Origin of the sequence: Nocardia spongicola, from assembly GCF_047200775.1 — a bacterium.
Taxonomy (GTDB): Bacteria; Actinomycetota; Actinomycetes; order Mycobacteriales; family Mycobacteriaceae; genus Nocardia.
The window spans coordinates 32,561-57,309 of record NZ_JBJZOO010000012.1 but is presented as its reverse complement, the minus strand read 5'-3'; the positions used below and the strand labels follow the sequence as shown (position 1 = coordinate 57,309).

The 24,749-nt window shown below is 66.2% G+C and carries 21 protein-coding genes and 1 pseudogene; 16 read left to right on the top strand and 6 right to left on the bottom strand.

The genetic code is table 11. The features are described 5' to 3' along the window. Window positions 1–20 precede the first annotated feature (20 nt). Window positions 21–1,376: a threonine ammonia-lyase IlvA gene (ilvA, locus tag ACL02S_RS18985; RefSeq protein ID WP_412803791.1), complete on the bottom strand. Its 1,356-nt coding sequence runs from the start codon at window positions 1,374–1,376 to the stop codon at window positions 21–23. A gap of 71 nt (window positions 1,377–1,447) precedes the next feature. Then, on the bottom strand, window positions 1,448–1,906 hold the full coding sequence (locus tag ACL02S_RS18980; protein WP_412803790.1) for a nitroreductase family deazaflavin-dependent oxidoreductase: 459 nt from the start codon (window positions 1,904–1,906) through the stop codon (window positions 1,448–1,450). An 87-nt stretch (window positions 1,907–1,993) separates the two neighbouring features. Here ACL02S_RS18980 and ACL02S_RS18975 point away from each other — a divergent pair, with 87 nt between their 5' ends. Continuing rightward, window positions 1,994–2,260 carry a hypothetical protein gene (locus ACL02S_RS18975; protein ID WP_412803789.1) on the top strand — a complete coding sequence of 89 codons (267 nt, stop codon included), beginning with the start codon at window positions 1,994–1,996 and terminating at the stop codon, window positions 2,258–2,260. On the opposite strand, the gene treY is transcribed toward ACL02S_RS18975, so the two are convergent. Further along, window positions 2,246–4,654: a malto-oligosyltrehalose synthase gene (gene treY, locus ACL02S_RS18970; protein ID WP_412803788.1), complete on the bottom strand. Its 2,409-nt coding sequence runs from the start codon at window positions 4,652–4,654 to the stop codon at window positions 2,246–2,248. The genes ACL02S_RS18975 and treY overlap by 15 nt on opposite strands. Before the next feature lie 253 nt (window positions 4,655–4,907). Further along, window positions 4,908–6,885: pseudogene (gene glgX, locus ACL02S_RS18965) on the bottom strand (glycogen debranching protein GlgX); the annotation flags it as partial. 277 nt (window positions 6,886–7,162) lie between these two features. Here glgX and ACL02S_RS18960 point away from each other — a divergent pair. The 4 genes from ACL02S_RS18960 to ACL02S_RS18945 all read left to right on the top strand — a co-directional run bounded on the left by ACL02S_RS18960 (window position 7,163) and on the right by ACL02S_RS18945 (window position 11,734). After that, window positions 7,163–8,431: an adenosylmethionine--8-amino-7-oxononanoate transaminase gene (locus ACL02S_RS18960; RefSeq protein WP_412803787.1), complete on the top strand. Its 1,269-nt coding sequence runs from the start codon at window positions 7,163–7,165 to the stop codon at window positions 8,429–8,431. Between the two features lie 141 nt (window positions 8,432–8,572). Next, window positions 8,573–9,721 (top strand): 8-amino-7-oxononanoate synthase, encoded by a 1,149-nt coding sequence (locus ACL02S_RS18955; protein ID WP_412803786.1) that lies wholly within the window; start codon window positions 8,573–8,575, stop codon window positions 9,719–9,721. A gap of 97 nt (window positions 9,722–9,818) precedes the next feature. Beyond that, window positions 9,819–10,493 carry a dethiobiotin synthase gene (gene bioD / locus ACL02S_RS18950; protein WP_412803785.1) on the top strand — a complete coding sequence of 225 codons (675 nt, stop codon included), beginning with the start codon at window positions 9,819–9,821 and terminating at the stop codon, window positions 10,491–10,493. Between the two features lie 77 nt (window positions 10,494–10,570). Beyond that, the gene (locus tag ACL02S_RS18945) at window positions 10,571–11,734 is read left to right on the top strand and encodes an alpha/beta fold hydrolase (RefSeq protein ID WP_412803784.1); all 1,164 of its coding nucleotides are present in this window, start codon (window positions 10,571–10,573) and stop codon (window positions 11,732–11,734) included. An 11-nt stretch (window positions 11,735–11,745) separates the two neighbouring features. Here ACL02S_RS18945 and ACL02S_RS18940 read toward each other — a convergent pair whose 3' ends face one another. After that, window positions 11,746–12,330 (bottom strand): TetR/AcrR family transcriptional regulator C-terminal domain-containing protein, encoded by a 585-nt coding sequence (locus tag ACL02S_RS18940; RefSeq protein WP_412803783.1) that lies wholly within the window; start codon window positions 12,328–12,330, stop codon window positions 11,746–11,748. A 101-nt stretch (window positions 12,331–12,431) separates the two neighbouring features. On the opposite strand from ACL02S_RS18940, the gene bioB reads away from it, so the two are divergent. From bioB to ACL02S_RS18915, 5 genes are all read left to right on the top strand, one after another. Continuing rightward, window positions 12,432–13,475, top strand: a complete 1,044-nt coding sequence (bioB, locus tag ACL02S_RS18935; RefSeq protein WP_412803782.1) for a biotin synthase BioB — start codon at window positions 12,432–12,434, stop codon at window positions 13,473–13,475. 50 nt (window positions 13,476–13,525) lie between these two features. Further along, window positions 13,526–13,735, top strand: a complete 210-nt coding sequence (gene bsaP / locus ACL02S_RS18930; RefSeq protein WP_412803848.1) for a biotin synthase auxiliary protein BsaP — start codon at window positions 13,526–13,528, stop codon at window positions 13,733–13,735. Beyond that, window positions 13,735–14,520 (top strand): DUF2567 domain-containing protein, encoded by a 786-nt coding sequence (locus ACL02S_RS18925; RefSeq protein ID WP_412803781.1) that lies wholly within the window; start codon window positions 13,735–13,737, stop codon window positions 14,518–14,520. Before bsaP ends, ACL02S_RS18925 begins: the two co-directional genes overlap by 1 nt. Window positions 14,521–14,614: 94 nt before the next feature. Then, on the top strand, window positions 14,615–15,148 hold the full coding sequence (locus ACL02S_RS18920) for a DUF1353 domain-containing protein (protein ID WP_412803780.1): 534 nt from the start codon (window positions 14,615–14,617) through the stop codon (window positions 15,146–15,148). A 97-nt stretch (window positions 15,149–15,245) separates the two neighbouring features. Next, window positions 15,246–15,746, top strand: a complete 501-nt coding sequence (locus tag ACL02S_RS18915) for a hypothetical protein (RefSeq protein WP_412803779.1) — start codon at window positions 15,246–15,248, stop codon at window positions 15,744–15,746. A 120-nt stretch (window positions 15,747–15,866) separates the two neighbouring features. On the opposite strand, the gene ACL02S_RS18910 is transcribed toward ACL02S_RS18915, so the two are convergent. Continuing rightward, a complete protein-coding gene (locus tag ACL02S_RS18910) occupies window positions 15,867–16,616 on the bottom strand; it encodes an NUDIX hydrolase (RefSeq protein WP_412803778.1) in 750 nt (249 codons plus the stop codon). 79 nt (window positions 16,617–16,695) lie between these two features. On the opposite strand from ACL02S_RS18910, the gene nadA reads away from it, so the two are divergent. From nadA to ACL02S_RS18880, 6 genes are all read left to right on the top strand, one after another. Further along, window positions 16,696–17,739 (top strand): quinolinate synthase NadA, encoded by a 1,044-nt coding sequence (gene nadA, locus ACL02S_RS18905; RefSeq protein WP_412803777.1) that lies wholly within the window; start codon window positions 16,696–16,698, stop codon window positions 17,737–17,739. A 16-nt stretch (window positions 17,740–17,755) separates the two neighbouring features. Continuing rightward, complete coding sequence (locus ACL02S_RS18900) at window positions 17,756–19,330, top strand: L-aspartate oxidase (protein WP_412803776.1); 1,575 nt, start codon at window positions 17,756–17,758, stop codon at window positions 19,328–19,330. Between the two features lie 77 nt (window positions 19,331–19,407). Beyond that, window positions 19,408–20,277, top strand: a complete 870-nt coding sequence (gene nadC / locus ACL02S_RS18895) for a carboxylating nicotinate-nucleotide diphosphorylase (RefSeq protein ID WP_412803775.1) — start codon at window positions 19,408–19,410, stop codon at window positions 20,275–20,277. Window positions 20,278–20,390: 113 nt separating this feature from the next. Then, window positions 20,391–21,263: an arylamine N-acetyltransferase family protein gene (locus ACL02S_RS18890; protein WP_412803774.1), complete on the top strand. Its 873-nt coding sequence runs from the start codon at window positions 20,391–20,393 to the stop codon at window positions 21,261–21,263. Between the two features lie 425 nt (window positions 21,264–21,688). Continuing rightward, window positions 21,689–22,690 carry an alpha/beta hydrolase family protein gene (locus ACL02S_RS18885; RefSeq protein WP_412803773.1) on the top strand — a complete coding sequence of 334 codons (1,002 nt, stop codon included), beginning with the start codon at window positions 21,689–21,691 and terminating at the stop codon, window positions 22,688–22,690. Window positions 22,691–22,992: 302 nt separating this feature from the next. Next, window positions 22,993–24,612: a serine/threonine-protein kinase gene (locus ACL02S_RS18880; protein WP_412803772.1), complete on the top strand. Its 1,620-nt coding sequence runs from the start codon at window positions 22,993–22,995 to the stop codon at window positions 24,610–24,612. Window positions 24,613–24,749: the final 137 nt, after the last annotated feature.

Here is a 24,749-nt window from a genome sequence, read left to right as displayed (position 1 = left end):
GCCCGGTCCGGCCGAAGCGGTCAGGTCAGATAGCGGTAGGCCGGTGAGCCGGGCTCCAAGCGCTCGCACTGGATCGGAGAGTGCCGCATCCGTTCCAGGAGCGGCGCCAGCCCGTCCGGCGCGCCGAGTTCGATGCCGACCAGCGCCGCGCCTGTTTCCCGGTTGTTGCGCTTGACGTACTCGAACAGTGTGATGTCGTCCTCGGGGCCGAGCACTTCATCGAGAAAGCGGCGCAGGGCGCCGGGTTCCTGCGGGAAGTCCACCAGGAAGTAGTGCTTGAGACCGCGATGTACGAGCGAGCGCTCGATGATCTCCCCATAGCGGGATACATCGTTGTTGCCGCCGGATACCAGGCACACCACCGTAGCGCCCGGTTGCGGCGTGAGCTCCGCGAGTGCCGTTACGGCGAGCGCACCCGCCGGTTCGGCGATGATTCCTTCATTCTGGTACAGATCGAGCATGGCTGTGCAGAGCGCGCCCTCATCGACCTGCATCATCTGAAAAGCTCCTGCGCTACCACTGGATTCGGTGGTGGTCAGTAACGGTAGCGAGGCGTGCGAGACCACTCGGCCACCGAATCCGGACACCGCGGCGAACGGTACGGCGCCGATCCTGCGCACCGCGGCACCGTCGACGAACGGATCGATCTCCGGCAGCGTCACCGGGCCGCCGGCCACCAGCGCGGCGGTCATCGAGGCCGCGCCGGCGGGTTCCACGCCGAGAATGCCGGTGCGCGGCGACCGCGCGCGCAGATAGGTGCCGATACCAGCGAGGCAACCGCCGCCGCCCACCGGCACGATTACCAGGTCGGGGGCGGTATCGAGCTGCTCGATGAGTTCTGCGGCGATAGTGCCCTGACCGGCCGCGGTACGCGCGTCGTCGAAGGGTGGAACCATGGTCGCGCCGGTGCGCGCCACATCGGCGGCGGCGGCTGTTGCCGCGGCGTCGTAGGTCTCGCCGACGGCGATCAGTTCGACGAACTCCCCGCCGTGCGCCCGGATGCGATCACGCTTCTGTCTCGGTGTCGTGGTCGGCACGTAGATGCGGCAGGCGATCTCCATCGCCTGGCAGGCGAACGCGACGCCCTGCGCGTGATTGCCCGCACTGGCCGCTACCACGCCCGCGGCGCGCTCGGCCTCGGTCAGCTGCACTACCAGGTTGTAAGCCCCGCGCAGCTTGTAGGAGCGGACCGGGCTGAGATCTTCGCGTTTGAGATAGACGTTCGCCCCGGTCAGCGCGGACAGCCGCGGGCTGCGCTGTAGCGGGGTCGGAGCGATGACGTCGGCAATTCGCTTGTGCGCGGCATCGATCTCGTCCACGGTGAGCGTGGGACGAGAAGCGGGCAGTGCGTCGAGGACCTCGAGCGGATCGGACATCTGAAATATGCTGCCACCCGGTGTGCTGCTGCGTTGCGGCGGGTAGCGGCTATTCGGCGGCCACGTAGGTGCTACTCGGGGGCCGGTGGCGCGGGCTCTCGCGGGGTGAGGACGAAGACGGGGATCTGCCGATCGGTCCGCGTCTGATATTCGGCGTAGTCCGGCCACACCGCGACCGCGCGATCCCACCACAGCGCCTTCTCGTCACCGAAGACCTCCCTGGCGGTGTAGTCCTTGGTGACCGGGCCGTCCTGTAATTCGACGTGTGGTTCGGCCTTGATGTTGTAGTACCAGACCGGGTGCTTGGGCGCACCGGCCAGTGAGGCGACGATGGCGTAGTCACCTTCGTGTTCGACTCGAATCAATGGAGTTTTGCGCAGTTTGCCGGTTTTGGCGCCTTTGCTGGTCAACAGCACAACAGGCCGGCCCTGTATGGTGGTGCCCTCGGTGCCGCCGGAAGATTCGTATCTCTCTGCTTGTCCCCTGGCCCAGTCGGAGGTGCTCGGTGCGTACTCACCTGTCAATGGCATATCCGCGATAACACTGCACCGGGCCGATGTGTTCCCGGCGATAAAAGTTCGCTGGCCCGAACTTCGTTTTCCGAATACCCTGATGCTATGGCAGTCGGCTCTCCCTCGGCGCGCGCCGCGACACTCGATATCGCCGGTAGCGCGTGGCCGGTGTACAAACTCGACGCATTGGTCATCGGGCTGGCGACCTGCCTGGTTCTGGTATTGATCACCGGTTCACCGCAGATCGCGGTACTGGTCGCGACCGGGGCGGGTGCGGTGCGGTGGCTCATCGGGCAGGTGGCCGACGTCGGGCGTGGACCGGACGACACGGTGTGCATCGTGTCACCGCGCGAACCGTCAGCGGACCAGTAGCGCGACCGGCAACCGGGCGAACACGGTGTCGAGCCGGGTTTGCCCCTGGCAGGTGAGGCCGGTCAGCCGGTCGGTCCACATGCCCGCAGGCAAATCGAGAACGGTATCTCCCCAACCACTTTCGGCCAGGCGCAGACTGTGCCGGGTGGCGACGACGATCACCTCGGGCACCTCGCCCACCCGGCCACGCGCATAGGACACCACGTTGTTCGCCTGCGCGCCTGCGGCGAACAGCGGCAGGTAGCTGCCGCCGACGAAGCAGCCGGGACGCTCACGGCGCAGCCACAGCGCATAGGCGACGATCCACATCTTCGCGGCACCGGTGGTGTCGAGTGCCGGTGTTCCGGTGAGTGATTGGAGCATGGCGGCACGCGCGGCGAAGTCCACCGGTCGGCGATTGTCCGGGTCGACCAGAGCGTCCTCCCACAGTTCGCACCCCTGGTAGACATCAGGGATTCCTGGGCCGCACAGCTGTAACAGCTTCTGCGCCAATGCGTCCGACCACGCGTGCGGGGCGAGTTCGTGCACCAGGTCGCCGAGCTCTATACCGACGGGTCCATCGATCACCGCGTCCAGCCACGCGTGCACAGCGGTCTCGAACTCGGTGTTCGGCTCCTCCCATGAGGTCTCGGTATTCGCCTCCCGCAGCGCTTTCTCGGCGAACCCGTGTAGGCGTTCACGCAGGCCAGGCACCGATGCGGCGGGCCGCCCGTCCGCGGGCCATACGCCGAACATGTTCTGCAGCAGGAACAGCGCGGTCGCGCCATCCGGGGCCGGGGTGGTCGCCAACCAGGCTTCCACGCTGTGCGCCCAGGTCTCGGCAGCCTGGGACAACACGCCGATGCGGGCTCGTACGTCTTCGCCACGTTTGGTGTCGTGCGTCGACAGCGTCGTCATGGTTGTAGGCCAACGTAGTGCGCGCTGGCTGTTGCACAGGTGGAATTCGTTGAGCGAGTGGCCGAACCGGGCCGGGTTGCCGCCGACTTCCTGCAATGAGACCAGCCGCGCGGCCTGATAGAACATGGTGTCCTCGACCGCCTTGGCGGTGATGGCGCCGCACACCTGGCTGAACCGCGTCGCCGCGGTGCCATCGGCGGCCAGTGCTGTGACCAGTACCGACAGCGGCGCGGCCAGTTCGCTGTCGCGTTTCTCCACCTCGGCGATCACCGCGCCGGTTGTTCCGGTCAACGGGGCGTAGTCGGCTCGGTATACCGGCATGAACGCCAGTACCTCGATGGTGGCGTCGGTCAGTGCCTTGGTATCGGTGTGCTCGGCGTTCGCATCCCGTTTGATCGCCGCCACCAGCCGCCGGACTTCCGGGACCAGAATGCTTTCCGCGATCGCGCGTTTGATCCGGTGGCCGGTTTCGTCGATCCACGCCTGGTCGCTACCGTGCCCGGCGACGCGCCGGGACAGTTCGGTGAGCGCTGTAGCGCCGTTCGGATCGATCAGTACGCCGCCGAAGCAGGCCAATGCCTCGTAACCGGTGGTGCCGTCGACCGGCAGCGTCGCGTCCAGCGGTTCCCGCTCGGCCAGGACTTTCTCTATCAGCAGCAGCCTGCGTGGGCCGATGAGCCTGCGCAGCCGGGCGAGATAACCCGCGGGGTCGGACAATCCGTCCGGATGATCGACCCGTACGCCGTCGATCAAATCGTGCTCGCACCAGGCGGCGAGTTCGCGGTGGGTGATATCGAAGACCTCGGGGTCCTCCTGGCGGATCGCGGCCAGGTCACTGACCGCGAAGAACCTTCGATACGTGCACAACCCCGCGCGCCAGCTCACCAGACGGTAATGCTGCTTATCGTGGATACGCAGGGCATTGTCGCCGTCGGTGCCCGGTGCGATGGGGAACCGCAGATCATGCAGTGCCAGCATGGGCTCGGTGCCGGATCGGTCGACGGTCAACAGGGCCGGGTCGTTCTCACTGTGCAATACCGGCAGCGCCAGCCTGCCACCCGCACCGTTTCCCTGGCTCCAGTCGATATCGAAACAGTGCGCGAACCTGGATTCCCATCCGTTCCGCAGCACATCCCACCACCAGGGGTTCTGCTGCGGATCGGCGACACCGACATGATTGGGCACCAGGTCGACGATCAGTCCCATACCGCGGCTACGCACCTCGTCGGCCAGCGCTTTGAGCCCTGCGGGCCCACCGAGGGCCGCGGAGACCGTGGTCGGATCGGTGACGTCGTAGCCGTGCGTCGAACCGCGCGTCGCGGTCATGATGGGCGAGAGGTAGAGGTGTGAAATGCCGAGCTGCTGCAGATATTCCGCAATACCGCGAGCATCGGCGAAGGTTATCGAGTCCGGTCGTAACTGCAGCCGATAGGTGCTGCGGACCGCTGTCCGGCGGGCAGGCTTGCGGCGCAGGGATACCGGGTCGGTCACGTGCATTTCGGGAGAATGGGGTGGGTTCATCGGCATTCGGGTCGGGTGGCCTGGTGGAGGACGAGCAGACAACGAGCCTCGACGGTGACAGTGTCGCCGCCGCTGTAGCAGACATCGGCGTGAGCGGTCAGGCCCGGAGGAGGCAGCGGAGTGTTTCCATGGAGGGCCACGCTCGCGCGAAGGGTGGGCACAGCCGGGACGGCCGGCGTCGAGCAGTCCAGTGCTACCGACCATTCCATAGCTTCGGGGGTGTTCGGTAGCGTGAATTCGAGGGGCTCGTCGTGCGCGTTGAAGCACAGCAGGAACGAGTCGTCGGTGATCCGTTCGCCGCGCGGCCCCGGCTCGAGGATGCCTGCGCCGTCGAGGTAGACCGCCAGCGATTTGCTGAATCCACTGTCCCAGTCGGCCGCGGTCATCTCCGCTCCGGCCGGGGTGAGCCATGAGATATCGCGCGCGTGGTCGGCCGACCGGATCTGCCCGCCTGCCAGGAAGCGCCTGCGGCGGAAGACGGGGTGCGCGGCGCGCAGCGCGATCACGGTACGGGTGAATTCGAGTAAGTCGGCATTTGTTTCCCGCAGCGACCAGTCCATCCACGCCAGCGGCGAGTCCTGGCAGTAGACGTTGTTGTTCCCGTGCTGGGTGCGTCCCATCTCGTCACCGTGCGCCAGCATCGGCACACCTTGGCTGAGCACCAGCGTCGCCAGCAGATTGCGGCTCTGGCGGTCGCGTAGCGCGAGGATCTCCGGATCGTCGGTCGGCCCTTCCACACCACAGTTCCACGACCGGTTCCAGCTTTCGCCGTCACGGTTGTCCTCGCCGTTGGCCTCATTGTGTTTCTCGTTGTAGGACACCAGATCCCGCAAGGTGAATCCATCGTGCGCGGTGATGAAGTTGATACTCGCGCTCGGCCTGCGCCCAGTGGCTTCGTACAGGTCGGAGGAGCCGGTGAGCCGGGAAGCGAATTCACCGAGTGTCGCCGGTTCACCCCGCCAGTAGTCGCGCACGGTGTCGCGGTACTTGCCGTTCCACTCCGTCCACAGACCGGGGAAATTGCCGACCTGGTAGCCACCCTCGCCCACGTCCCACGGTTCGGCGATGAGCTTGACCTGGCTCACCACCGGGTCCTGTTGCACCAGATCGAAGAACGTCGACAGCCGGTCCACATCGTGCAGTTCGCGGGCCAATGTCGCGGCCAGGTCGAAGCGGAATCCGTCGACGTGCATATCCACCACCCAGTAGCGCAGTGAGTCCATGATCAGCTGCAGGGTGTGCGGGTGGCGCACATTGAGACTGTTGCCGGTGCCGGTGTAGTCCATATAGCGCGAGGGGTCCTTGTCGACCAGCCGATAGTAGGCGGCGTTGTCGATACCGCGGAAGCCGATCGTCGGGCCGAGGTGATTACCCTCGGCGGTGTGGTTGTAGACCACATCGAGGATCACCTCGATCCCCTCGGCGTGCAGGGCCCGCACCATGGCTTTGAACTCGGTGACCGCTGAGCCTGCGCGGCCGGATGCCGCGTACTCGTTGTGCGGCGCCAGGTAGCCGAAGCTGTTATAGCCCCAGTAATTCCGCAGGCCTTGATCCAGCAGCACCCGATCGTGCAGGAACTGATGGACCGGCATCAGTTCGATCGCAGTGATGCCGAGTCTCTTCAGATGGTCGATGACCGCGGGATGCGCGATACCGGAGTAGGTACCGCGCAGTTCCTCCGGCACCTCGGGGTGCGTCATCGTCATGCCCTTGACATGTGCCTCGTAGATCACTGTCTCGTGGTAGGGCCGTTTCGGCGCGCGGTCGGCGCCCCAGTCGAAATAGGGATTGATCACCACGCTGGTCATGGTGTGGCCGAGCGAGTCGAGCCCATGAGTGTGCAGCGAGGGGTGACCGTCGAAGGTGCCGTCGAATGCTTTGCCATAGGGATCGAGCAGCAGTTTGTGTGGATCGCAGCGCAGGCCACGGGCCGGATCGTAGGGCCCGTGCACCCGGAATCCATAGCGCTGGCCCGGATCGACGGAGGGAAGGTAGGCGTGCCAGACATAGCCGTCGACCTCGTCGAGTTCGATCCGGGACTCGGTGCCGTCCCTGGCGATGAGACAGAGTTCGACCGCATCGGCGACCTCGGAGAACACCGAGAAGTTGGTGCCTGCGCCATCGTAGGTCGCTCCGAGAGGGTAGGCGGCGCCGGGCCAGACATCCAGAGATGTTGTGTCGCCGGGAACTGCGTCGGGCTGAGCCATGGCAACGACAGTAGCGGGCCGCGCGGTATCTGCCATGGTCAGTGGTGGCGGCCGGGCGCATCGACGGCGGCAGGAGCCGTCCCATCGGCCGGGCGCGGGTGATGTGATCGGACACGGCGGCCACTGCCACACTATGGAACCCGGAGTATCGGTGGGTGCCGGATCATCGGATATCCGCGGCTTTCGTGCCCGGGGATGGCCGTTGCACAGTGCGAATGTTAACTTGAACAGCGTTCAAGTCGCCCCGGACGGCCGGGGCCGAGACGCGAGGATTCCTGTGGCACCGACCCTTGACGAGATCACCGCTCTCGATGCCGAGCATGTCTGGCATCCCTACGGGGGATTCCCCGCGACAACCGAGCCATTGGTGGTGGCGAGCGCCGAGGGCACCAGGCTGACTCTGGCCGACGGGCGGGAACTGGTCGACGGTATGAGCTCGTGGTGGGCCGCCATCCACGGCTACCGGCATCCGGTGCTCGACACCGCGTTGACCGCCCAGGCGCAGCGGATGAGCCACGTGATGTTCGGTGGTCTCACGCATGAGCCCGCGGTCCGGTTGGCCGAGCTGTTGGTCGAATCGTCCCCGGCCGGGCTGGACAAGGTGTTCCTGTGTGACTCCGGCTCGGTGTCGATCGAGGTCGCCGTGAAGATGTGTCTGCAGTATTGGCGTTCGCTCGGCAGACCGGATAAGCGGCGGTTGCTCACCTGGCGCGGCGGGTATCACGGCGACACATTCACCCCGATGAGTGTGTGTGATCCGGAGGGCGGCATGCACTCGCTGTGGACCGACGTCCTGGTACCGCAGGTGTTCGCGCCGGTTCCGCCGCGGGAGTACCTACCCGAATATGTCGCGCAGTTGCGCGATGTGATCAGCGCGCACGCCGATGAGCTCGCTGCGGTCATCGTGGAGCCCGTCGTACAGGGTGCGGGCGGGATGCGCTGGCACCACCCGGGCTATCTCGCCGATCTGCGCAGACTGTGTGACGAACACGGCGTACTGCTGGTCTTCGATGAGATCGCGACCGGATTCGGTCGCACCGGAACGTTTTTCGCGGCCGAGCAGGCCGCGGTGAGCCCGGATGTTCTGTGTGTGGGCAAGGCGCTGACCGGCGGCTATCTCACGCTGGCCGCCGCACTGTGCACCACGCGGATCGCCGAGACGATCAGCGCGGCGCACGGCGGTCTCATGCACGGGCCGACCTTTATGGGTAACCCGCTGGCCTGCGCGGTCGCGGTCGCATCGATCGAGTTGTTGCGCTCGCGAGACTGGCGAGGAGAGGTGCGGCGGATCGAGACCGAGCTGGAGGCAGGGCTCGCCCCGGTGCGCGGGATGCCGGGGGTGGTCGAGGCACGGGTACTCGGCGCGATCGGGGTGATCGAGCTGGATCATCCGGTGGATATGCGTGCCGCGACCGACGCTGCCATAGCGGCCGGGGTATGGCTGCGGCCATTCCGCAACCTCGTATACACCATGCCGCCGTTCATCAGCACGTCCGACGATATCGCGATGATCACCGCCGGAATGCGGGCGGCGGTCGCCGCGTAAAGCGCGGGTGCCGTCGTCGTGGCGCCGGATGCCGCGCCGACGATGCCTGCGCTGGGCACTGCGGCCATCGACGCTGATCAGCGGCACCGTTCTAGTCTGCGGCTAGCCGACCTGAACACTGTTCAAGTATGCTCCCCTGCCGTGACTACCGATCCGCTGGCCTGGCTGGATTCCCATGCCGTCGCCCGTGTTGCCGCGGGACTCCGTCGTGAACTGCGCCCGCGCACTGCCCGGAGGTCGTCGATCGACCTGGCTTCCAACGACTATCTGGGGCTGGCCCGCCATCCTGAGGTGGTCGAGGGCGCGATCGAGTCGGTGCGCCGCTGGGGTGCGGGATCGACCGGTTCACGCCTGGTCACCGGCACCACCACGGAGCACGAACTGCTGGAAAGCGAACTGGCCGAATTCGTCGGTGCCGAAGCCGGGCTGGTGTTCTCCTCCGGGTACGCGGCCAACCTCGGCGCGGTCACCGCACTCGCGGGGCGGGGCTCGCTCGTCGTCTCCGATGCGGGCAGTCACGCCTCGCTGGTCGATGCCTGCAGGCTCTCCAGGGCCAGGGTGGAGATCGCGCCACATTGTGATGTAGCCGCGGTCGACCAGCTGCTGTCGGAGCGCACCGAGGACCACGCGGTGGTGCTCACCGATTCGGTGTTCAGCGCCGACGGTGATCTGGCACCGCTGATCGAACTGCACCGGGTGACCAGAGCCAATGACGCGGTGCTTCTCGTGGACGAGGCGCACGGTCTCGGCGTGCGTGGTGCCGGTGGGCGCGGACTTGTGCACGAGCTGGGGCTGGCCGGGACACCGGACCTGGTGATCACCGCGACGCTGTCGAAATCCCTTGCCGCGCAGGGTGGTGTGGTGCTGGCCGATGCGCGGGTGCGGTCCCATCTGATCGATACCGCGCGCACCTTCATCTTCGATACCGGTCTCGCGCCTGCTGCGGTCGGCGCGGCCAGGGCCGCGCTGCGTCTACTGCGCGGCAGGCCCGAGCTGGCCGGACAGGTGCTGGAGCGTGGTGCGGATATCGCCAGGATCGCCGGTGTGCCCGCTCCGGATTCGGCAGTGGTTCCGGTGGTGCTCGGTCCCGCGCAGGTGGCTTTCGAGGCAGCGCAGGCATGCCGGGCACGCGGGCTGGAAGTGGGCTGTTTCCGTCCGCCGTCGGTTCCGGAGGGTACTTCCCGGCTGCGCCTGACTGCGCGCGCCGATCTCACCACAGCCGAAATAGATACCGTCGCAGCAGTACTCGGCGAAGTACTCGCTGAAGCAAGAGCGTTCGCAGTCGCGTAAGCGGTCAGGTCCGGAGGAGGTAGCGGAGTGTTTCCACGGAGAATCCCGCTCGCGCGAGGGTTGGGTACAGCGTGAGCGGTCGGGCTCGAGGAGATATATGACCATTCTGTTGATCACCGGAACCTCCACCGATGTCGGTAAAACTGTCGTCACCGCGGCTCTCGCTGCTATAGCGGCGGGGGAGGGGCGGTCGGTAGCGGTGTGCAAGCCGGGGCAAACCGGTGTCGAGGTCGGCGCACCCGGCGATCTCGCGGAGATCCAGCGACTGTCCGGTGTTACCCGGACGGTCGAACTCGCCCGGTATCCGGATCCGCTGGCGCCGGATACCGCCGCCAGGCGCGCCGGGCTGCCGGAGCTGACGCTGGCCGAGACCACCGCTGCCGTCGAGGCCTTGACCGACGCCGATCTCGTTCTCGTCGAGGGTGCGGGTGGGTTGTTGGTGCGCCTGGGCGACTTCACGCTGCTGGATCTCGCACAGCGACTCCGAGCGCCGGTCCTGCTGGTCACCGCGCCCTGGCTCGGTACGCTCAACCACACCGAACTGACCACTCGCGCACTGTCTTCGGCGGGTGTGCGGTGTACCGGTTTGGTATTCGGCGCATGGCCCGCCGAGCCGGATCTGGCTGCCGAGTGCAACCGGACCGACCTTCCCAGAGTCACCGGTGTCGACTTGGTCGGCGCGGTGCCGGCTGGGGCAGGTGGCTGGGATCGGGCTCGGTTCACGGCCGCTGCCCCTGGCTGGTTCAGCCCCCACTGGTCGCCTTTCGGCTGATTCCGCGCCCAGCTCGGGCGGTAGCACCGATCCCGTGGTCGTAGCGACTCCAGGCGTGGGTGCTTACAGTGGAATGGGTGTCGCCCTTGGTCGAAAGGCACCCGTCTACCGTCTCCGACTGGAATGACGCGCGGCGCCGGGCCCGGCTACGGGACACTCGCCTCGGGCACGGGTGGAAGACCTTGCGGCGCACCAGGATGACGTTGCTGCGCACCGTTGTCCTGCTGCTGGCCGGACTCGTACTGTTCGCGCAGTATTGGAAGTATGACGTTGTGCCGGAACAGGTGCGGTTGGCGCGCACTGTCCCGGCCATCCTTCCGGTCGCGCCGCCACTCGATCCGAAGAACTGGGACACCGTCGTGGTGGATCTCGTGGGGCTCGGTGGCTTGGACGCCAGTGACACCGCCGCGGCGTTGCCCGCGCTGCGCACGATGGGCATGGTGTGGGCGATCCGGTACGACAACCGCGGTATCGACACCAAGGTGATCGCCGATCTGATCATCCGAGCCGCGGAGTCGTCCGGGTTGACGAATGTGGTGTTGGTCGGGCACAGCATGGGGGGTGTGATCGCGCTGGAGGTCGCCGCGCATATCCATCTGGACAGCGATCGCAGAATGGTCGGCGTGATCCTGGATTGCACGCCGATGGACCTGGACGCGGTTCGTCCGGAGAGTCGAGGTCGTGGCGAGGAGATGCTGCGTTGGATGGGTTGGTTGCCAGGGGCGAGGGAGAGCCGCCTGTTGCGGCTGATCGTGGAGACCTCCGCGCGTCGGGACCGTTTCCTCGACCGCGGCCATGGAGTGCCCGGTATTCGGTTCGGCGTCGCGCGAGACGCGCTGGCCGAGGTGATGCGGGAGAAGATCTTCTCCACCGAGGCCGCGAGCAACGGCCTGATCGAGTCCCAATTCACCGCCATCGTCGCGGGCGGTGCCTACGACGATTTACGGGCATTGGCCGAACGCGCGGGCCGGAAGCCGCGTCCGGCCATTGTGTTCATCCGGCCACGCGATCCTGGGCGTGACCGGGTGGTCGATGTCGAGTATTCCCATCGGGTACTGATCGAGCAGTCCGGCGGGGTGAACGGCACGTTGCTGGTCGTGCTCGCGCGCAACATCGGGCACGCCAATCCGAGGCAACGGCCCGACGAGTACAACAGGCTGATCGAGCAGCAGATTCTGCCGTTCATCCAGCGTTATCAGCAGCAGGTGAGGGAGCTGGTCGTAGCGGCGCCTCCCCGCTGACCGGGGTGTGGTCAGCGGGCGCCGGTACCGAGCAGATGGCGTACCCCGGCGACGAAGACGCGCAGACCGAAGTCGAACCGTGCTGTGGCATCGGGGGTCAGTTCCAGCGGGGCCGTGGCATCGGGAAGCGCGCCTGCCGAGTCCATCTGCATTCTGGACTGCTCGTCCACGGTCTGGCCGAGGACGTAGTACAGCAGGGTGAATGCCGCGAGTTCGGCCTCCTGCCGTGGCATACCCGCACGGATCATCGCGCTCACCATGCGCTCTCGTCCCTTGTTCGTGGTGAGCCTGGAGGCGTAGGTCGCCGAGACCAGTTCGGCGCCGTCACGGTAGGTCAGCAGGCAGTCACGCAGCCGATGCGCCAATTCGGTGATCTGTCCGGACCAGTCGCTTGCCTCGATCGGGTCGGACATGGGGGCGAGAATCGTGTCCGCGACCGCGCCGAGTAATGCCTGCTTATTGGGGAAATGCCAGTACAGCGCGCCCGGCTGGACCTGAAGGGATCCGGCCAGCCTGCGCATCGTGAGGTCGGCGAGGCCGTACTGGTCCAGAATCGCGATGGCCCCGTCGATCACGTCCGCCCGGTGCAGCTGCACTGGAAACCCTTCCGCGTGTTTTGACTCACTCTGGTTGCTACCCTAGCCTGAACGGTGTTCAAGTTGCACGGCCACCTCGGCCGGACGAAGGGATGCGTGCAGTGACCCAGGCCCCAGTCGACTCCGCAGCGCCGCAGGCTCCTGTCCCGGCGCCGGACATCCTGTCGATCGCCCGCGAGCAGGTGCTGGAGCGTGGTGTCGGACTGGATCAGGACCAGACCCTCGAGGTGCTCCGGCTCGATGACGACCGGCTGGAAGAACTTCTGGCTTTGGCCCATGAGGTGCGCATGAAGTGGTGTGGCCCCGAGGTCGAGGTCGAGGGCATCATCAGCCTCAAGACCGGCGGCTGTCCCGAAGACTGCCACTTCTGCTCGCAGTCGGGTCTGTTCCAGTCACCGGTGCGCGCCGCCTGGCTGGACATCCCCAGTTTGGTCGAGGCCGCCAAGCAGACCGCGAAGACCGGTGCCACCGAATTCTGCATCGTTGCCGCCGTCCGTGGTCCGGACGAGCGGCTGATGGCCCAGGTAGCCGCCGGCGTCGAGGCGATCCGTAACGAGGTCGACATCCAGGTCGCCTGTTCGCTGGGCATGCTCACCCAGGAGCAGGTCGACCAGCTCGCCGCCATGGGTGTGCACCGCTACAACCACAATCTGGAGACCGCCCGCTCCTACTTCCCGAACGTGGTCACCACGCATTCCTGGGCCGAGCGCTGGGACACCTTGCGGATGGTCCGCGAAGCGGGCATGGAGGTGTGCTGTGGCGGCATTCTCGGTATGGGGGAAACCCTGGAGCAGCGTGCCGAGTTCGCCGCGAACCTGGCCGAGCTGGAGCCCGATGAGGTACCGCTGAACTTCCTGAACCCGCGTCCTGGCACCCCGTTCGGTGATCTCGAGGTACTGCCCGCCGCCGAGGCGCTGCGAGCTGTTGCCGCGTTCCGGCTCGCGCTGCCGCGCACTATGCTGCGTTTCGCGGGTGGCCGGGAGATCACCCTTGGCGACCTCGGTGCCGAACAAGGCATCCTCGGCGGCATCAATGCCGTTATCGTCGGGAACTACCTGACCACCCTCGGCAGGCCGGCGGAGCGGGATCTGGATCTGCTCGGTGAACTGAAGATGCCGATCAAGGCACTCAACGAAACCCTCTGACCGGGAGCGATGTGGTACACGAGGCTCCGGCCGTGAGTACTGTCATGGATATGGATGAGCGCTACAACCCGTTCACCGGCAAGCGGATCGTGCCGGGGCTCGATGACGCGGTCCCCGCGGCTGCCGCGTTGGGTCTGGAGCCGCCGCGGTTCTGCGTAGACTGCGGCCGTCGCATGATCGTGCAGGTCAGTCCGGATGGCTGGTGGGCGAAATGCTCCCGGCACGGGGTACTCGACTCGGCGCAGCTGGAACGCCGCTAGTGACTTCGGCAGCGGCGTCGCCGTCGCGGTGGGTTCGTCGAGAGGTACGTGCCGCGACGGTGGTCGCCATCGTGGTGCTGGTTGTCAGCGCGATCGCCGGTGTGGGCTGGGGTTTTCTGGCGCCGACCCAGCAACTGCTGGTGCTCCGGCCGGGACGCGGCGCCACACTGACCGGCGAGAGCCTGCATCAGTTCGATGCGTTGGCGTTGTTCGTGCTCATCGGTGCGGTGTCCGGTCTGCTCTCGGCTGTGGCGGTATGGCGGTGGCGCTCGATGCGCGGGCCACTGGTACAGCTCGGACTGTTGATCGGCTCGGGGCTGGGAGCGCTGGCGATGGCCGGAGTCGGTGAACAGGTTGCCAAGTGGTTGCATCCGCGTCCGCACAACCCGCCGGTCGGCCAGATCGTCGAGTTGCCCACCGTGGACAGTGTGATCGATCTGCCTGCGGTGATAGGCAAGGTGAGCGAACTGCGCATCGTGGACATCGTGATCGATCGGCCTGAGGTGACGGCCAAGGTGAGCGAACTGTCCACGATGGTCAGCGTGAGCGCTCTGATCGTGCAACCGCTGATCGCATCCTTCGTCATACTGTTCCTCGCCGCGTTGAGCGCATCGGAGGATCTCGGCACCGGCCGCCGAGCGTTCGGGAACGGTGGTGAATCCCGTAGCGCCACAGGTATTCTCCCGCTCTCCGGTGACACCGCGCCAGAGGGAGAACTGCCAGGGTCCGGTTACCGGCCTGTCGCCGAAGAACATTCGCTGCCGGAGTTCCGGCCACGCCCCTGACGTGGTGTCCGAACTGTTGCCGTGGCGACAGCAAAGGGCTATCCGCGCCGCCCTACCATGGGGAAACAGGTAATGGGTGGGGAAGGAACAGGCCGTGAGTTTCGTTGGTATCGGGCCGGTTGTCGAGGGCATCGACGCCGAATTCTGGCGGGTGACCGAGCCGCTGATCTATCGGGGCGCCACCGAGGAATTCGTGGTGCCCGTCGGGTTTCGCACCGACTTCGCTTCGGTGCCGCGCGCGTTGGTCTGGCTGATTCCGCGGTACGGCATCTATACGCGCGCGGCGATTCTGCACGACTATCTGTTGCGTTCACAGGTGGTGAGCGTGGCCGCCGCCGACGGTATCTTCCGGCGGAGCATGCGTGAACTCGGGGTATCGATGCCGCGTCGTTGGATGATGTGGGCGGCGGTGCGCGCGGCGCACGGATTGCGTGGCGCGAGTATCGCGGATATCGCCCGATTCGTTCTGGTGGCTGTGCCTTCGGTGCTCTTCCTCGCTGTCCCCGCGGTCGTAGTCACCGTGTTCCTCATCCTGTTCTGGATGGTGGAACTGGCGTTCTGGGCGGGCCGTAGATTGGCGCGGCGGACCGACGCGCCGCCACCTGATCCGCAGATGAACACCGCCTGATCCGGTGCCGATACACGGGCAGAGTGGTTATCGACACCGCATCTAACGCCGAAAGTCGCTGGTAGCAATGCTGTTTCATGGTCTATGTTGCTGAGTGATGAAAAATGTTTCACCGCAACGGCTCGGTGTCGATTTCGGCCGGGTCATTCAGGGCGCTGCCCTCGAACCGGGTGCCGAGGATACGACGTTCCTTTCCGGCGGCCCCGGCGAAGCGCTGCGAACTCCACCCAGTGACCATGCCTTCGATGTGCTGGCCCGGCTGGTGCCGCGCTTCGGGGACGCCTGGATCATCTCGAAGTGTGGCGAGGAGGTCGAGCGCCGCACCAGGAAATGGCTGGATTACCACGAGTTCTTCGACCGCACCGGAATTCCCCGCGACCATATCCGGTTCTGCCGTGCTCGCGCCGATAAGGCGATCCACTGCGCGGAATTGGGGATTACGCACATGATCGATGACCGCCTCGACGTTCATATCGCCCTACGCGGTCTGGTGCCACATCTGTTCTTGTTCGGTATGCAGCAACAGCCTGCCCCGGAGTGGGTTCGGCACACGATCGACTGGCTCGAGGTCGAACGATCGGTCGCCGAGACCCTGTGAGGCGGTGCGATGTGCGCCGGGCTCGCAGTATCGCCGAGGTCGGATGACGCACGGCGCCATGCGGATCGGGGCAGCCTCGACCGTGGGTACCGCATCGCAGTGCGACTGCCAACGATCGGCTCAGCTCGGCGGACGCAGCGCCGCGAATTCGTCGGTCACCCGCAGTTCGGAGTCGGTGAAGCGGTAGACCGCGGCGGGGCGGCCGCCCGCGCGTCCTGGTGCGGTCGTAGCACCGGTGGGGCTGATCACCTTGCGGCGGGTGAGAACTCGCTGCAGATTTGTCGTATCCACCTCATATCCCAATGCCGCGCAATATATTTCGCGCAATGTCGACATGGTGAACCGGTCCGGCGCCAGCGCGAAGGCGATGTTGGTGTACGACAGTTTGGAGACCAGGCGGGTGCGGGCGTGGTCGACTACCGTGCCGTGATCGAAGGACATCTCCGGCAGCGCGGAAACCGGATGCCAGGTGGTATCCGAGGGTAGTTTGGGGTCGGCGGTCAGCGGTACCAGGCCGAGATAGGCCGAGGCGATCCGGCGTGGGCTCGGTACCCGATCCGGGGCGCTGAATACCGAGAGTTGCTCGAGATGGGTCAGTTCGCGCACATCGACCTTCTCGGCGAGCTGGCGACGCGCGGAGGTATCGAGATCCTCGTCATCGCGCAACCGACCGCCGGGCAGCGACCAGGTGCCTTTCTGCGGGTCGAGCGCGCGTTCCCATAACAACACCGCGAGTTCGGTCCGCTCATCGGCCCGCCGTATCCCTTCCGTGCGTCCTTCCTGGCTTCGACCTGCGGTGATATCGACCGGGAAGTGGCGAACTTGGAACACCGCGGTGAGCGATTCGTGAATGGTGCTACCATGGGGCATAGTTTTCGATTATAAGTCGAAAACCGGATTTGGTGCGAATCGGCGGTGCAGTCGTTTCGCACGAGGAAGGGAGCCAGCCATGGCGATGACGGGTGCGAAACTGGCGCCCCCGCTGATGGGGCAGGTGTTCGACGGACCCTCCGGGTTCGCCGGGGTCGAGGCGACACCGGAATGGGCGCAGGAGGTCAAGCGACTGGCCGCACAGCGCAACGCGACCATTCTCGCGCACAACTATCAGCTACCCGCGATCCAGGACGTGGCCGATCATGTCGGCGATTCGCTCGCACTGTCCCGGATCGCGGCCGAGGCGCCGGAAGACACCATCGTGTTCTGCGGTGTGCACTTCATGGCCGAAACCGCCAAAATTCTCAGCCCGGCGAAGACGGTTCTCATTCCGGACCAGCGGGCAGGCTGTTCGCTGGCGGATTCCATTACAGCCGAGGAGTTGCGCGCCTGGAAAGCCGAGCACCCGAACGCGGTGGTCGTCTCGTATGTGAACACCACCGCCGAAGTCAAGGCGCTCACCGATATCTGCTGCACCTCCTCCAATGCGGTCGACGTGGTCGAATCGATCGATCCGGACCGCGAGGTGCTGTTCCTGCCGGACCAGTTCCTCGGCGCGCATGTCAAGCGGGTGACGGGCCGGGCGAATATGCACATCTGGGCGGGAGAATGCCATGTGCACGCGGGGATCAACGGCGATGAGCTGACCGAACAGGCGCGTACCCATCCGGATGCGGAGCTGTTCGTGCACCCCGAATGCGGCTGTGCCACTTCGGCGCTGTACCTGGCGGGTGAGGGTGCGTTCCCGGCCGAGCGGGTACACATCCTGTCCACCGGCGGCATGATCGATGCGGCCAAGGCTGCGACATCGAATCAGGTGCTGGTGGCCACCGAGGTCGGCATGCTGCATCAGCTGCGCAAGGCAGCCCCCGGTGTCGACTTCCAAGCCGTGAACGACCGGGCCTCGTGCAAGTACATGAAGATGATCACCCCGGCAGCGCTGCTTCGCTGCCTGGTCGAGGGCCGTGACGAGGTCCATGTCGATCCGGAAACCGCCGCGCTCGGACGAAATTCGGTGCAGCGGATGATCGCGATCGGCAATCCCGGCGGCGGCGAATGAGCTCCGGCGCGCATCGATGAGCACCGGAGTCTCGCCTGGTTGGGAGGCGGCAGCCGATCTGGTCGTTATCGGCGGTGGCGTGGCAGGCCTTACCGCTTCCCGCGCGGCATCGCTGCGTGGTCTGCGGGTGCTCACGCTGAGCAAGGGCGGGCCGACCGATACATCGACGCAGTACGCGCAGGGCGGTATCGCCGTTGTCGCACCGCATGGGGACTCGGTCGACTCGCATGTGCACGATACGGTGGCAGCGGGCGCCGGGCTGTGTGCGGTGGACGCCGTGCGTTCCATCGTCGAGGGCGGTCAGGCGGCGGTAGACGCGCTGACCGATCTGGGCGCGGTATTCGATCTCGGTCGCGACGGCCGGATCTCACGGACTCGTGAGGGCGGGCACAGTACTCGCCGGATCATCCACGCAGGCGGCGATGCCACCGGCGCTGAGATACAGCGGGCCCTGAACCAGGCCGGTCTGCCGGTGCTGTTCGGCGCCGCGGCCGAGCAGATCATCACCGGGCCGAAGGGCGTATGCGGTGTGGTCGTGTTGTCGGATCAGGGCATCGGCGTTATCCACGCGCCCGCGGTGCTGCTGGCCACCGGCGGGCTCGGCCAGCTGTACGCGCTCAGCACCAACCCGCCCGGAGCTACCGCCGACGGCATCGCGCTCGGGTTGTGGGCGGGTGCGACCGTCGCCGACCTCGAATTCGTGCAGTTCCACCCGACCGTGCTGTACACCCCTGGTGGTGTGGGGCGAAGGCCGCTGATCAGCGAAGCGGTGCGTGGCGAAGGCGCGATATTGCTCGACACCGAAGGCAATTCGCCGACCGAGGGGGTGCATTCCCGCGGTGATCTCGCGCCACGTGATGTGGTCTCGCGTGCCATCGCGGTGCGCATGCGGGCGTTGGGTACCGAGCATGTCTATCTGGACGCGCGCTCGATCGACGGTTTCGCGCAACGATTCCCGACGATCACCGCGTCGTGTCTGGCCGCGGGCATCGATCCGGGCACGGAACTGATCCCGGTCGCACCGGCAGCGCACTATCAGTGCGGCGGAATCGTCACCGATATACATGGTCGTACCGGGGTGCCCGGCCTGTACGCGGCGGGTGAGGTCGCTCGCACCGGCTTGCACGGGGCCAATCGGCTGGCTTCCAACAGTTTGCTAGAGGGGCTGGTGGTCGGCGAGCGCGCCGGGGTCGCCGCGGTCGAGCGGTGCGACACACCGGCCGAGGTGACCGAGATCCCGGTGCGCGGTGTCGAGCGCGCCGACCGCACGGTGGTGCAGCGCGTGATGACCGCGCATGCTTCGGTGGTCCGCGACGGCGCCGGTCTGGCAGGAGCGCTCAAACAGCTCGATGATGTCGTCTCCCCGCATGACCCGCGCGGCGCAGGCGCCCTTTCGGTCACCGAGACAGCGGATGCCGCGCTCACCCTCACCGCGCGTGTCCTGTTGCTGGCCGCCCTCGCCCGCACCGAAAGTCGCGGTTGTCATACTCGGTCGGATCATCCGGACTCCCGGCCCGAGTTCCGCCGCAGTATCCCGGTCCGCCTGAACGGTGACGGCGTCCCCGAATACGCACAACTACCCACCCCTTGAGCCAAGGCGCTGAGCCGGGCCTGTGACAGTGCCACGCGCCGTCCACCCGACAGCCCGGCCGGAGAGGAATGCTTCCGATGACTTCGATGACACTGAACGCCGGACTGGAGCGCGGCGAGGTGCTGCGGATCATCCGCGCGGCGCTGGAAGAGGACCTGCGCTACGGTCCGGATATCACCACGCTGGCCACCGTGCCCGCCGATGCGGTGGTGCGGGCCTCTGTGGTGTCGCGGCAGCAGGGGACAGTGGCAGGCCTCGACGCCGGGTTGCTGGTGCTCGACGAGGTGATCGGCGCCGAAGGCTACGAGATCCTCGACCGGGTCGCCGACGGGGCCAGGGTGGTGCCGGGACAGCCGGTGCTTACCGTGACAGCGCCGACCCGCGGCCTGCTCACCGCGGAGCGCACCATGCTCAATCTGGTCTGTCATCTGTCCGGTATCGCGACCACGACGGCCGCCTGGGTCGACGCGGTCGCGGGTACCCGCTGCCGGATCCGGGACAGCCGCAAGACCCTGCCCGGACTGCGCGCCGTGCAGAAGTACGCCGTCCGGGTCGGTGGTGGCCACAATCACCGTATGGGTCTCGGTGATGCCGCACTGATCAAGGACAACCATGTGGTTGCCGCAGGGTCGGTGGTTGCGGCCCTGCAGGCGGTCCGGGCCGCTGCTCCCGATATCACCTGCGAGGTCGAAGTCGATAGTCTCGAACAACTCGATGCCGTGCTCGCTGAGAATGTAGAACTCGTTCTGCTGGACAATTTTCCGCTCTGGCAGACCCAGGCAGCCGTGCAGCGCCGCAATGCCGTGGCCCCACAGACGAAACTGGAATCCTCCGGTGGCCTGAGCCTCGATACCGCCACCGACTACGCCCGTACCGGTGTCGACTATCTCGCCGTCGGCGCGCTCACCCACTCGGTCCGAGTCCTCGATCTCGGCTTGGACATGTAAGAGCGACCCGTAACGTCCGGCAGACAGTCGGCTCCAGGGATGGCTTGTTGACCTCGAGTGGACTTGGGGTTCGATACTGCTCTCGCGAGAAACGATGATGAAGCGAGGTAGTGATGAGCAAGCCGACCGACCCGGCCTACCACTGGGGCAGTGCGGATCTAGACCTGGACGCCTATCTGACCCGAATCGGCTTCGATGGCGAGCACGTCGCTACCGTGGCGACGCTGCACGAATTGGTACGGACGCACACCACGTCGATCCCATTCGAAAACCTGGAAATCATTCTCGGCCGCTCGATCGACCTGGATCTGGCTGCGTTGCAGGCCAAGATTGTTCGGCGCAGGCGAGGCGGCTACTGCCACGAGCATGTCGTGTTGTTCGCGGCGGCATTGGAGCGGTTGGGGTTCGGTGTCACCGGCCTCAGCGGTCGGGTGAACATGGGCGCACGCGCTGGATTACGACCTGCTACCCACGCACTACTGCGTGTGACCACTGCCGAGGACGACCGGATCTGGTTGTGTGATGTCGGTTTCGGCTCAGGCCCGCTCGTGCCGTTCGAACTGTCCTCCGACACCGGTGTGTTCGAGGCGGGAGGGTGGCAGTTCCGGCTGGAGCGTACGCTCGGGGAGCTGGACTCCGAGCTGTGGGTGTTGCACCAGTTCGGCACCGAAGGCTGGGTCGACCGCCACAGCTTCACTCTGAACCCGCAGTACCGCATCGACTTCGTCGTCGGCAATCATTTCGTGTCCACCTCGCCACGGTCGCCCTTCACCACGAGGCCGTATGTGCAGCGTTTCCATCCAGACGTGCACTATGTGCTGGACGGCACCGAGTTCGTCACGCAGTATCCCGACGGCACGAGTGAGACGCGGGAACTGCGCCCGACCGAGTTGCCCAAGATGCTCGTCGAGGTGTTCGATATCGATCTCACCGACGCTGATGCCGATGTGTTGACCGCCGCGCAGTGGTTACGCGACGAGCGATAACTCACGTCTGCATGTGTTGTCGACACCGCAACCGTGCTGTGGCGATCTTGGTTCGGCGGCGAGGGTGTACCGATCTGGTGGTGAGTTCGCGTTCCAGCGGTGCGACGAACATGGTGCGGCGCATCGCCAGCATGCGCAGCAGCAAACGGTCGTGATAGAGGGCTTGTTCGACATCCGAGGGGTGAGACCGTCGCCGCGGGCCGCGACCGAAAGGAAGACGGTGGCCGGAGCGGTCGCGTGCAGCGCCGCCGGTGATCCGGCGATCTCGGTGACCGCCGTGGACCGGTAGGGCAGCGCGAGCCGGTGCCGCACCGCCAATCGGGCCCGGCGTTCGGCCACAGTAATCGAACGCACAGGCGAACCGTAACCTGCGCGCAAACGGATCGGCCGAAGAACGCGCCTGGTGCGCATGTCATCATCCGGGGATGAGGCGCTGGTATCCGGTGATCGTGGTGTGCTGTGCCCTGGTGAGCGTATTGCTGACCACATCGGCTGTGCCGAAACAGGTTTCGGCGCAACCGGGCTGCACTGCCGGGGTGGTGGTGCGACCGGTGGCGCTGACCGTCGACGGCGAGACCGCGACCGGCCGGGTCTACGAGCCCTACCGGTGCGCCGCAGGTGATGTGACCGCGCAGGCGCTCGTGGTCGCGGTGCACGGGCATGCGGGGTCATCGGCGGACTTCGCCGAGTATCTGTCCGCGATCGCGAGCCGTACCGTCACCCCCGTGCTGGCGATGGACCTGCGCTCGGCGCACAGCGTATGGCGCACGGGAGAGTGGAACCTCTGGGCGGGCTGGCACGATATCGTCGCCGCGACCGCCTGGTACCGGGACACTCATCGCACGATCAGCCGGACGGTGCTGTGGGGCTGGAGCCAAGGCGGTATCACGAGCGGTCTCGCGGTGGCATACGGCCCGCGCGGGATGTTCGACTATTGGGTGGACACGTACGGTCCCGCCGACGATTTCACGATGTGGCTGCACGGGGCCGCTATCGATCCGGCGCTTCCAGAGCAGATCGAGCGCGATGCCGGTGGATGCCCGCCCACGGCCTGCCCTGCGGCCTACGCCGAACGCTCGCCCATGCTCTTGGCCGATCGGATGGATATGCGCCGTGCCTTCCTCATCCACGGTGTCGCCGATGAGGTGGTGCCGTACACCGCCGGTATGCGGATGCGCGCCGGGCTGCGTATCGCGGGCAAACCCACTTCGATGTACACCGTTGTCACCGGTCGGGATCTGGATGGGCGGGTGGTCCCAGGTGATCACAGCATCGGCCCGGCCTTCTTCGAAGGCGGCTGCGTCGTCGAGCGCCTGCTGCTCGGGACCGAGCCGGTGGATGGCCCGGATCGTGATTACCTCGTCGATGTCGCGCGGGGTGTCGTCACCGCACCATCCGCCCCACCGGACGCCAAATGCGCGGCGTGAGGGCACACGGTGGAGCGCCGGATATGCGCTATGTGCGCTGTGCGCCATCTGGTGCGGCGAGTGCCGCAGTGATGTACGCGGGTCGGTACCCGTGGTGCATACGGTGCCTGTGGTGTCGGTGGTGAAAATGGTGCCGTTGGTGCACCTGGTGAACGTGATGAGTATAGTGAACATTGCATGTCGCGGCTGTTTGTGTTCTGATGGCCCGTTCGGGCGAGCCGCGCTCGGCACAAGGTCCGGCTGAGGCGTGCGAACATTCCGGCGCCCGCTACACTCATCCCCGGACCGCGTGAGTAATCAATATGCGGGATGTCACGATTTCGAGAAGGTTCGGAGTAGGCGCCATCGATACCGGTCAGTTGATCGCGGAACATTACCGCCTGGTCGAGCGGATTGGTAGCGGCGGCACGGGTGTGGTCTGGCGTGCCGTCGACGAGCGCCTGCAGCGTTCCGTGGCCGTCAAGCAGATCCATATCCAGCCGAGCCTGCCCGAGTCCGAGCGCGCTATGGTGCGCCAACGTGCGATACGGGAAGCTCGCAACGCGGCCCGCTTCCAGCATCCGAACGCGATCGTTGTATTCGACATCACCGAGCATGAGGGCGATCCCTGCCTGGTGATGGAGTATTTACAGTCCAAGAGCCTCGCCGCGGTGATCGCGGCCCAGGGCACCCTGCCACTGACCCAGGTCGCACGGATCGGTGAGCAGGTCGCTTCGGCGCTGATCGCCGCGCACCAGGCCGGCATCATCCATCGTGATGTGAAACCGGGCAATGTTCTGCTCGATGATCACGGTACGGTAAAGATCACCGACTTCGGTATCTCTCGCGCGACCGGCGATGTAACGCTCACCGAGACCGGGCTGATCTGTGGTACGGCCGCCTATCTCGCGCCGGAGGTCGCCCGTGGTTCCGGCCCCTCGCCCGCGTCGGATGTATTCGCTCTCGGTGCCACGCTGTTCCACGCACTGGAGGGTGAACCACCTTACGGTGGGGGGTCCAATCCGCTCGCAGTGCTCTACGCCGCTGCCAACGGTCAGCTGAGTGAGCCACGTAACGCCGGTCCGGCGACGGATTTCCTGCTCGCTCTGCTCAGTCCCGATCCGGCGGAACGGCCGAGTATGCGTATGGCGCGTGATCAGCTCGCCGCGCTCGCCGATGCCGGTGCCGCTCCGGTCGCCGCGGGCTTCGTTCCGGCCAGCGAGGCCTTCGCCAGGCGGGGTGCGGGCAGGGCCGAATCGGCGACGCGCGCGCCGCGTCCCACTGCCGCGTCGCCCACGCCCTATCCGCCGACCGAACGGCAGCCTCGCCAGGTACCGGCCCGCTCCGCCACCGCGGCGCATCCGCGCACCATGGCGCAGCCGCGCCCGGAACCGGCGCGGCGACCGCCGGGCGGCAAACGGCGCGCGGTGCTGATCGGCGCGGCGGGTGGCGGCATCATCGCAGTGGTCGCCGGGGTCATCGCGCTGAGCTCGGGCGGGTCTCCGTCCCCTCCCGCCGCGCAGAGCGGTCCGCCTTCGGTGACCACCTCGGCGCCGAGCGGAGGCAGCACAACCACCTCCGCCCCTTCGGTGGGGCAGACAGAGAGTGTCGGCACTGTGGATGTCCGGCAGTCCATCGATCGCGTGGTGGACTTCTACAACAATCTCACCTACTTGCGGCTCGCCGATGCCTGGCGCCAGCTGACCCCGGCTGCCCAGCAGGTCTACGGCAGTCAGCAGGCATTCCAGGAGTATTGGACACAGAATCGGGTCACGGCTTTCAATACCGTGGATGTGGCCGGGGATGGTTTCGGTGCCAATTCGGATGGTTCGGTGGACGTCAGTGTGGCCAGTGTCACCTATGGCGGCCGCAGCAGGCCTGCCACGCTTCGGCTGATCAGCTCCGGCAGCGGGTCTCTGCTCATCGACAGCGATATCCGTTGACCGCGTCGGCTCCACCCCGCGCAATGCGCTGAGCAGCGTAGCGGCGAGCCGAGCCGGGGGATCCGGCCCGCGGCGCCCGAGCCGCGCTCACCACGTCGATAACCACTGGCCTCGGCCCATTAGGCTGGTAGCGCCAA

Bases quoted from the DNA above. Each gene is read 5' to 3' on its own strand.
- ilvA (WP_412803791.1), bottom strand. From the start codon at position 1,376: ATGTCCGATCCGCTCGAGGTCCTCGACGCACTGCCCGCTTCTCGTCCC.
- ACL02S_RS18980 (WP_412803790.1), bottom strand. From the start codon at position 1,906: ATGCCATTGACAGGTGAGTACGCACCGAGCACCTCCGACTGGGCCAGG.
- ACL02S_RS18975 (WP_412803789.1), top strand. From the start codon at position 1,994: ATGGCAGTCGGCTCTCCCTCGGCGCGCGCCGCGACACTCGATATCGCC.
- treY (WP_412803788.1), bottom strand. From the start codon at position 4,654: ATGCACGTGACCGACCCGGTATCCCTGCGCCGCAAGCCTGCCCGCCGG.
- bioD (WP_412803785.1), top strand. From the start codon at position 9,819: ATGACCATTCTGTTGATCACCGGAACCTCCACCGATGTCGGTAAAACT.
- bsaP (WP_412803848.1), top strand. From the start codon at position 13,526: ATGGATGAGCGCTACAACCCGTTCACCGGCAAGCGGATCGTGCCGGGG.
- ACL02S_RS18915 (WP_412803779.1), top strand. From the start codon at position 15,246: ATGAAAAATGTTTCACCGCAACGGCTCGGTGTCGATTTCGGCCGGGTC.
- ACL02S_RS18910 (WP_412803778.1), bottom strand. From the start codon at position 16,616: ATGCCCCATGGTAGCACCATTCACGAATCGCTCACCGCGGTGTTCCAA.
- nadA (WP_412803777.1), top strand. From the start codon at position 16,696: ATGGCGATGACGGGTGCGAAACTGGCGCCCCCGCTGATGGGGCAGGTG.
- ACL02S_RS18900 (WP_412803776.1), top strand. From the start codon at position 17,756: ATGAGCACCGGAGTCTCGCCTGGTTGGGAGGCGGCAGCCGATCTGGTC.
- nadC (WP_412803775.1), top strand. From the start codon at position 19,408: ATGACTTCGATGACACTGAACGCCGGACTGGAGCGCGGCGAGGTGCTG.
- ACL02S_RS18890 (WP_412803774.1), top strand. From the start codon at position 20,391: ATGAGCAAGCCGACCGACCCGGCCTACCACTGGGGCAGTGCGGATCTA.
- ACL02S_RS18885 (WP_412803773.1), top strand. From the start codon at position 21,689: ATGAGGCGCTGGTATCCGGTGATCGTGGTGTGCTGTGCCCTGGTGAGC.
- ACL02S_RS18880 (WP_412803772.1), top strand. From the start codon at position 22,993: ATGCGGGATGTCACGATTTCGAGAAGGTTCGGAGTAGGCGCCATCGAT.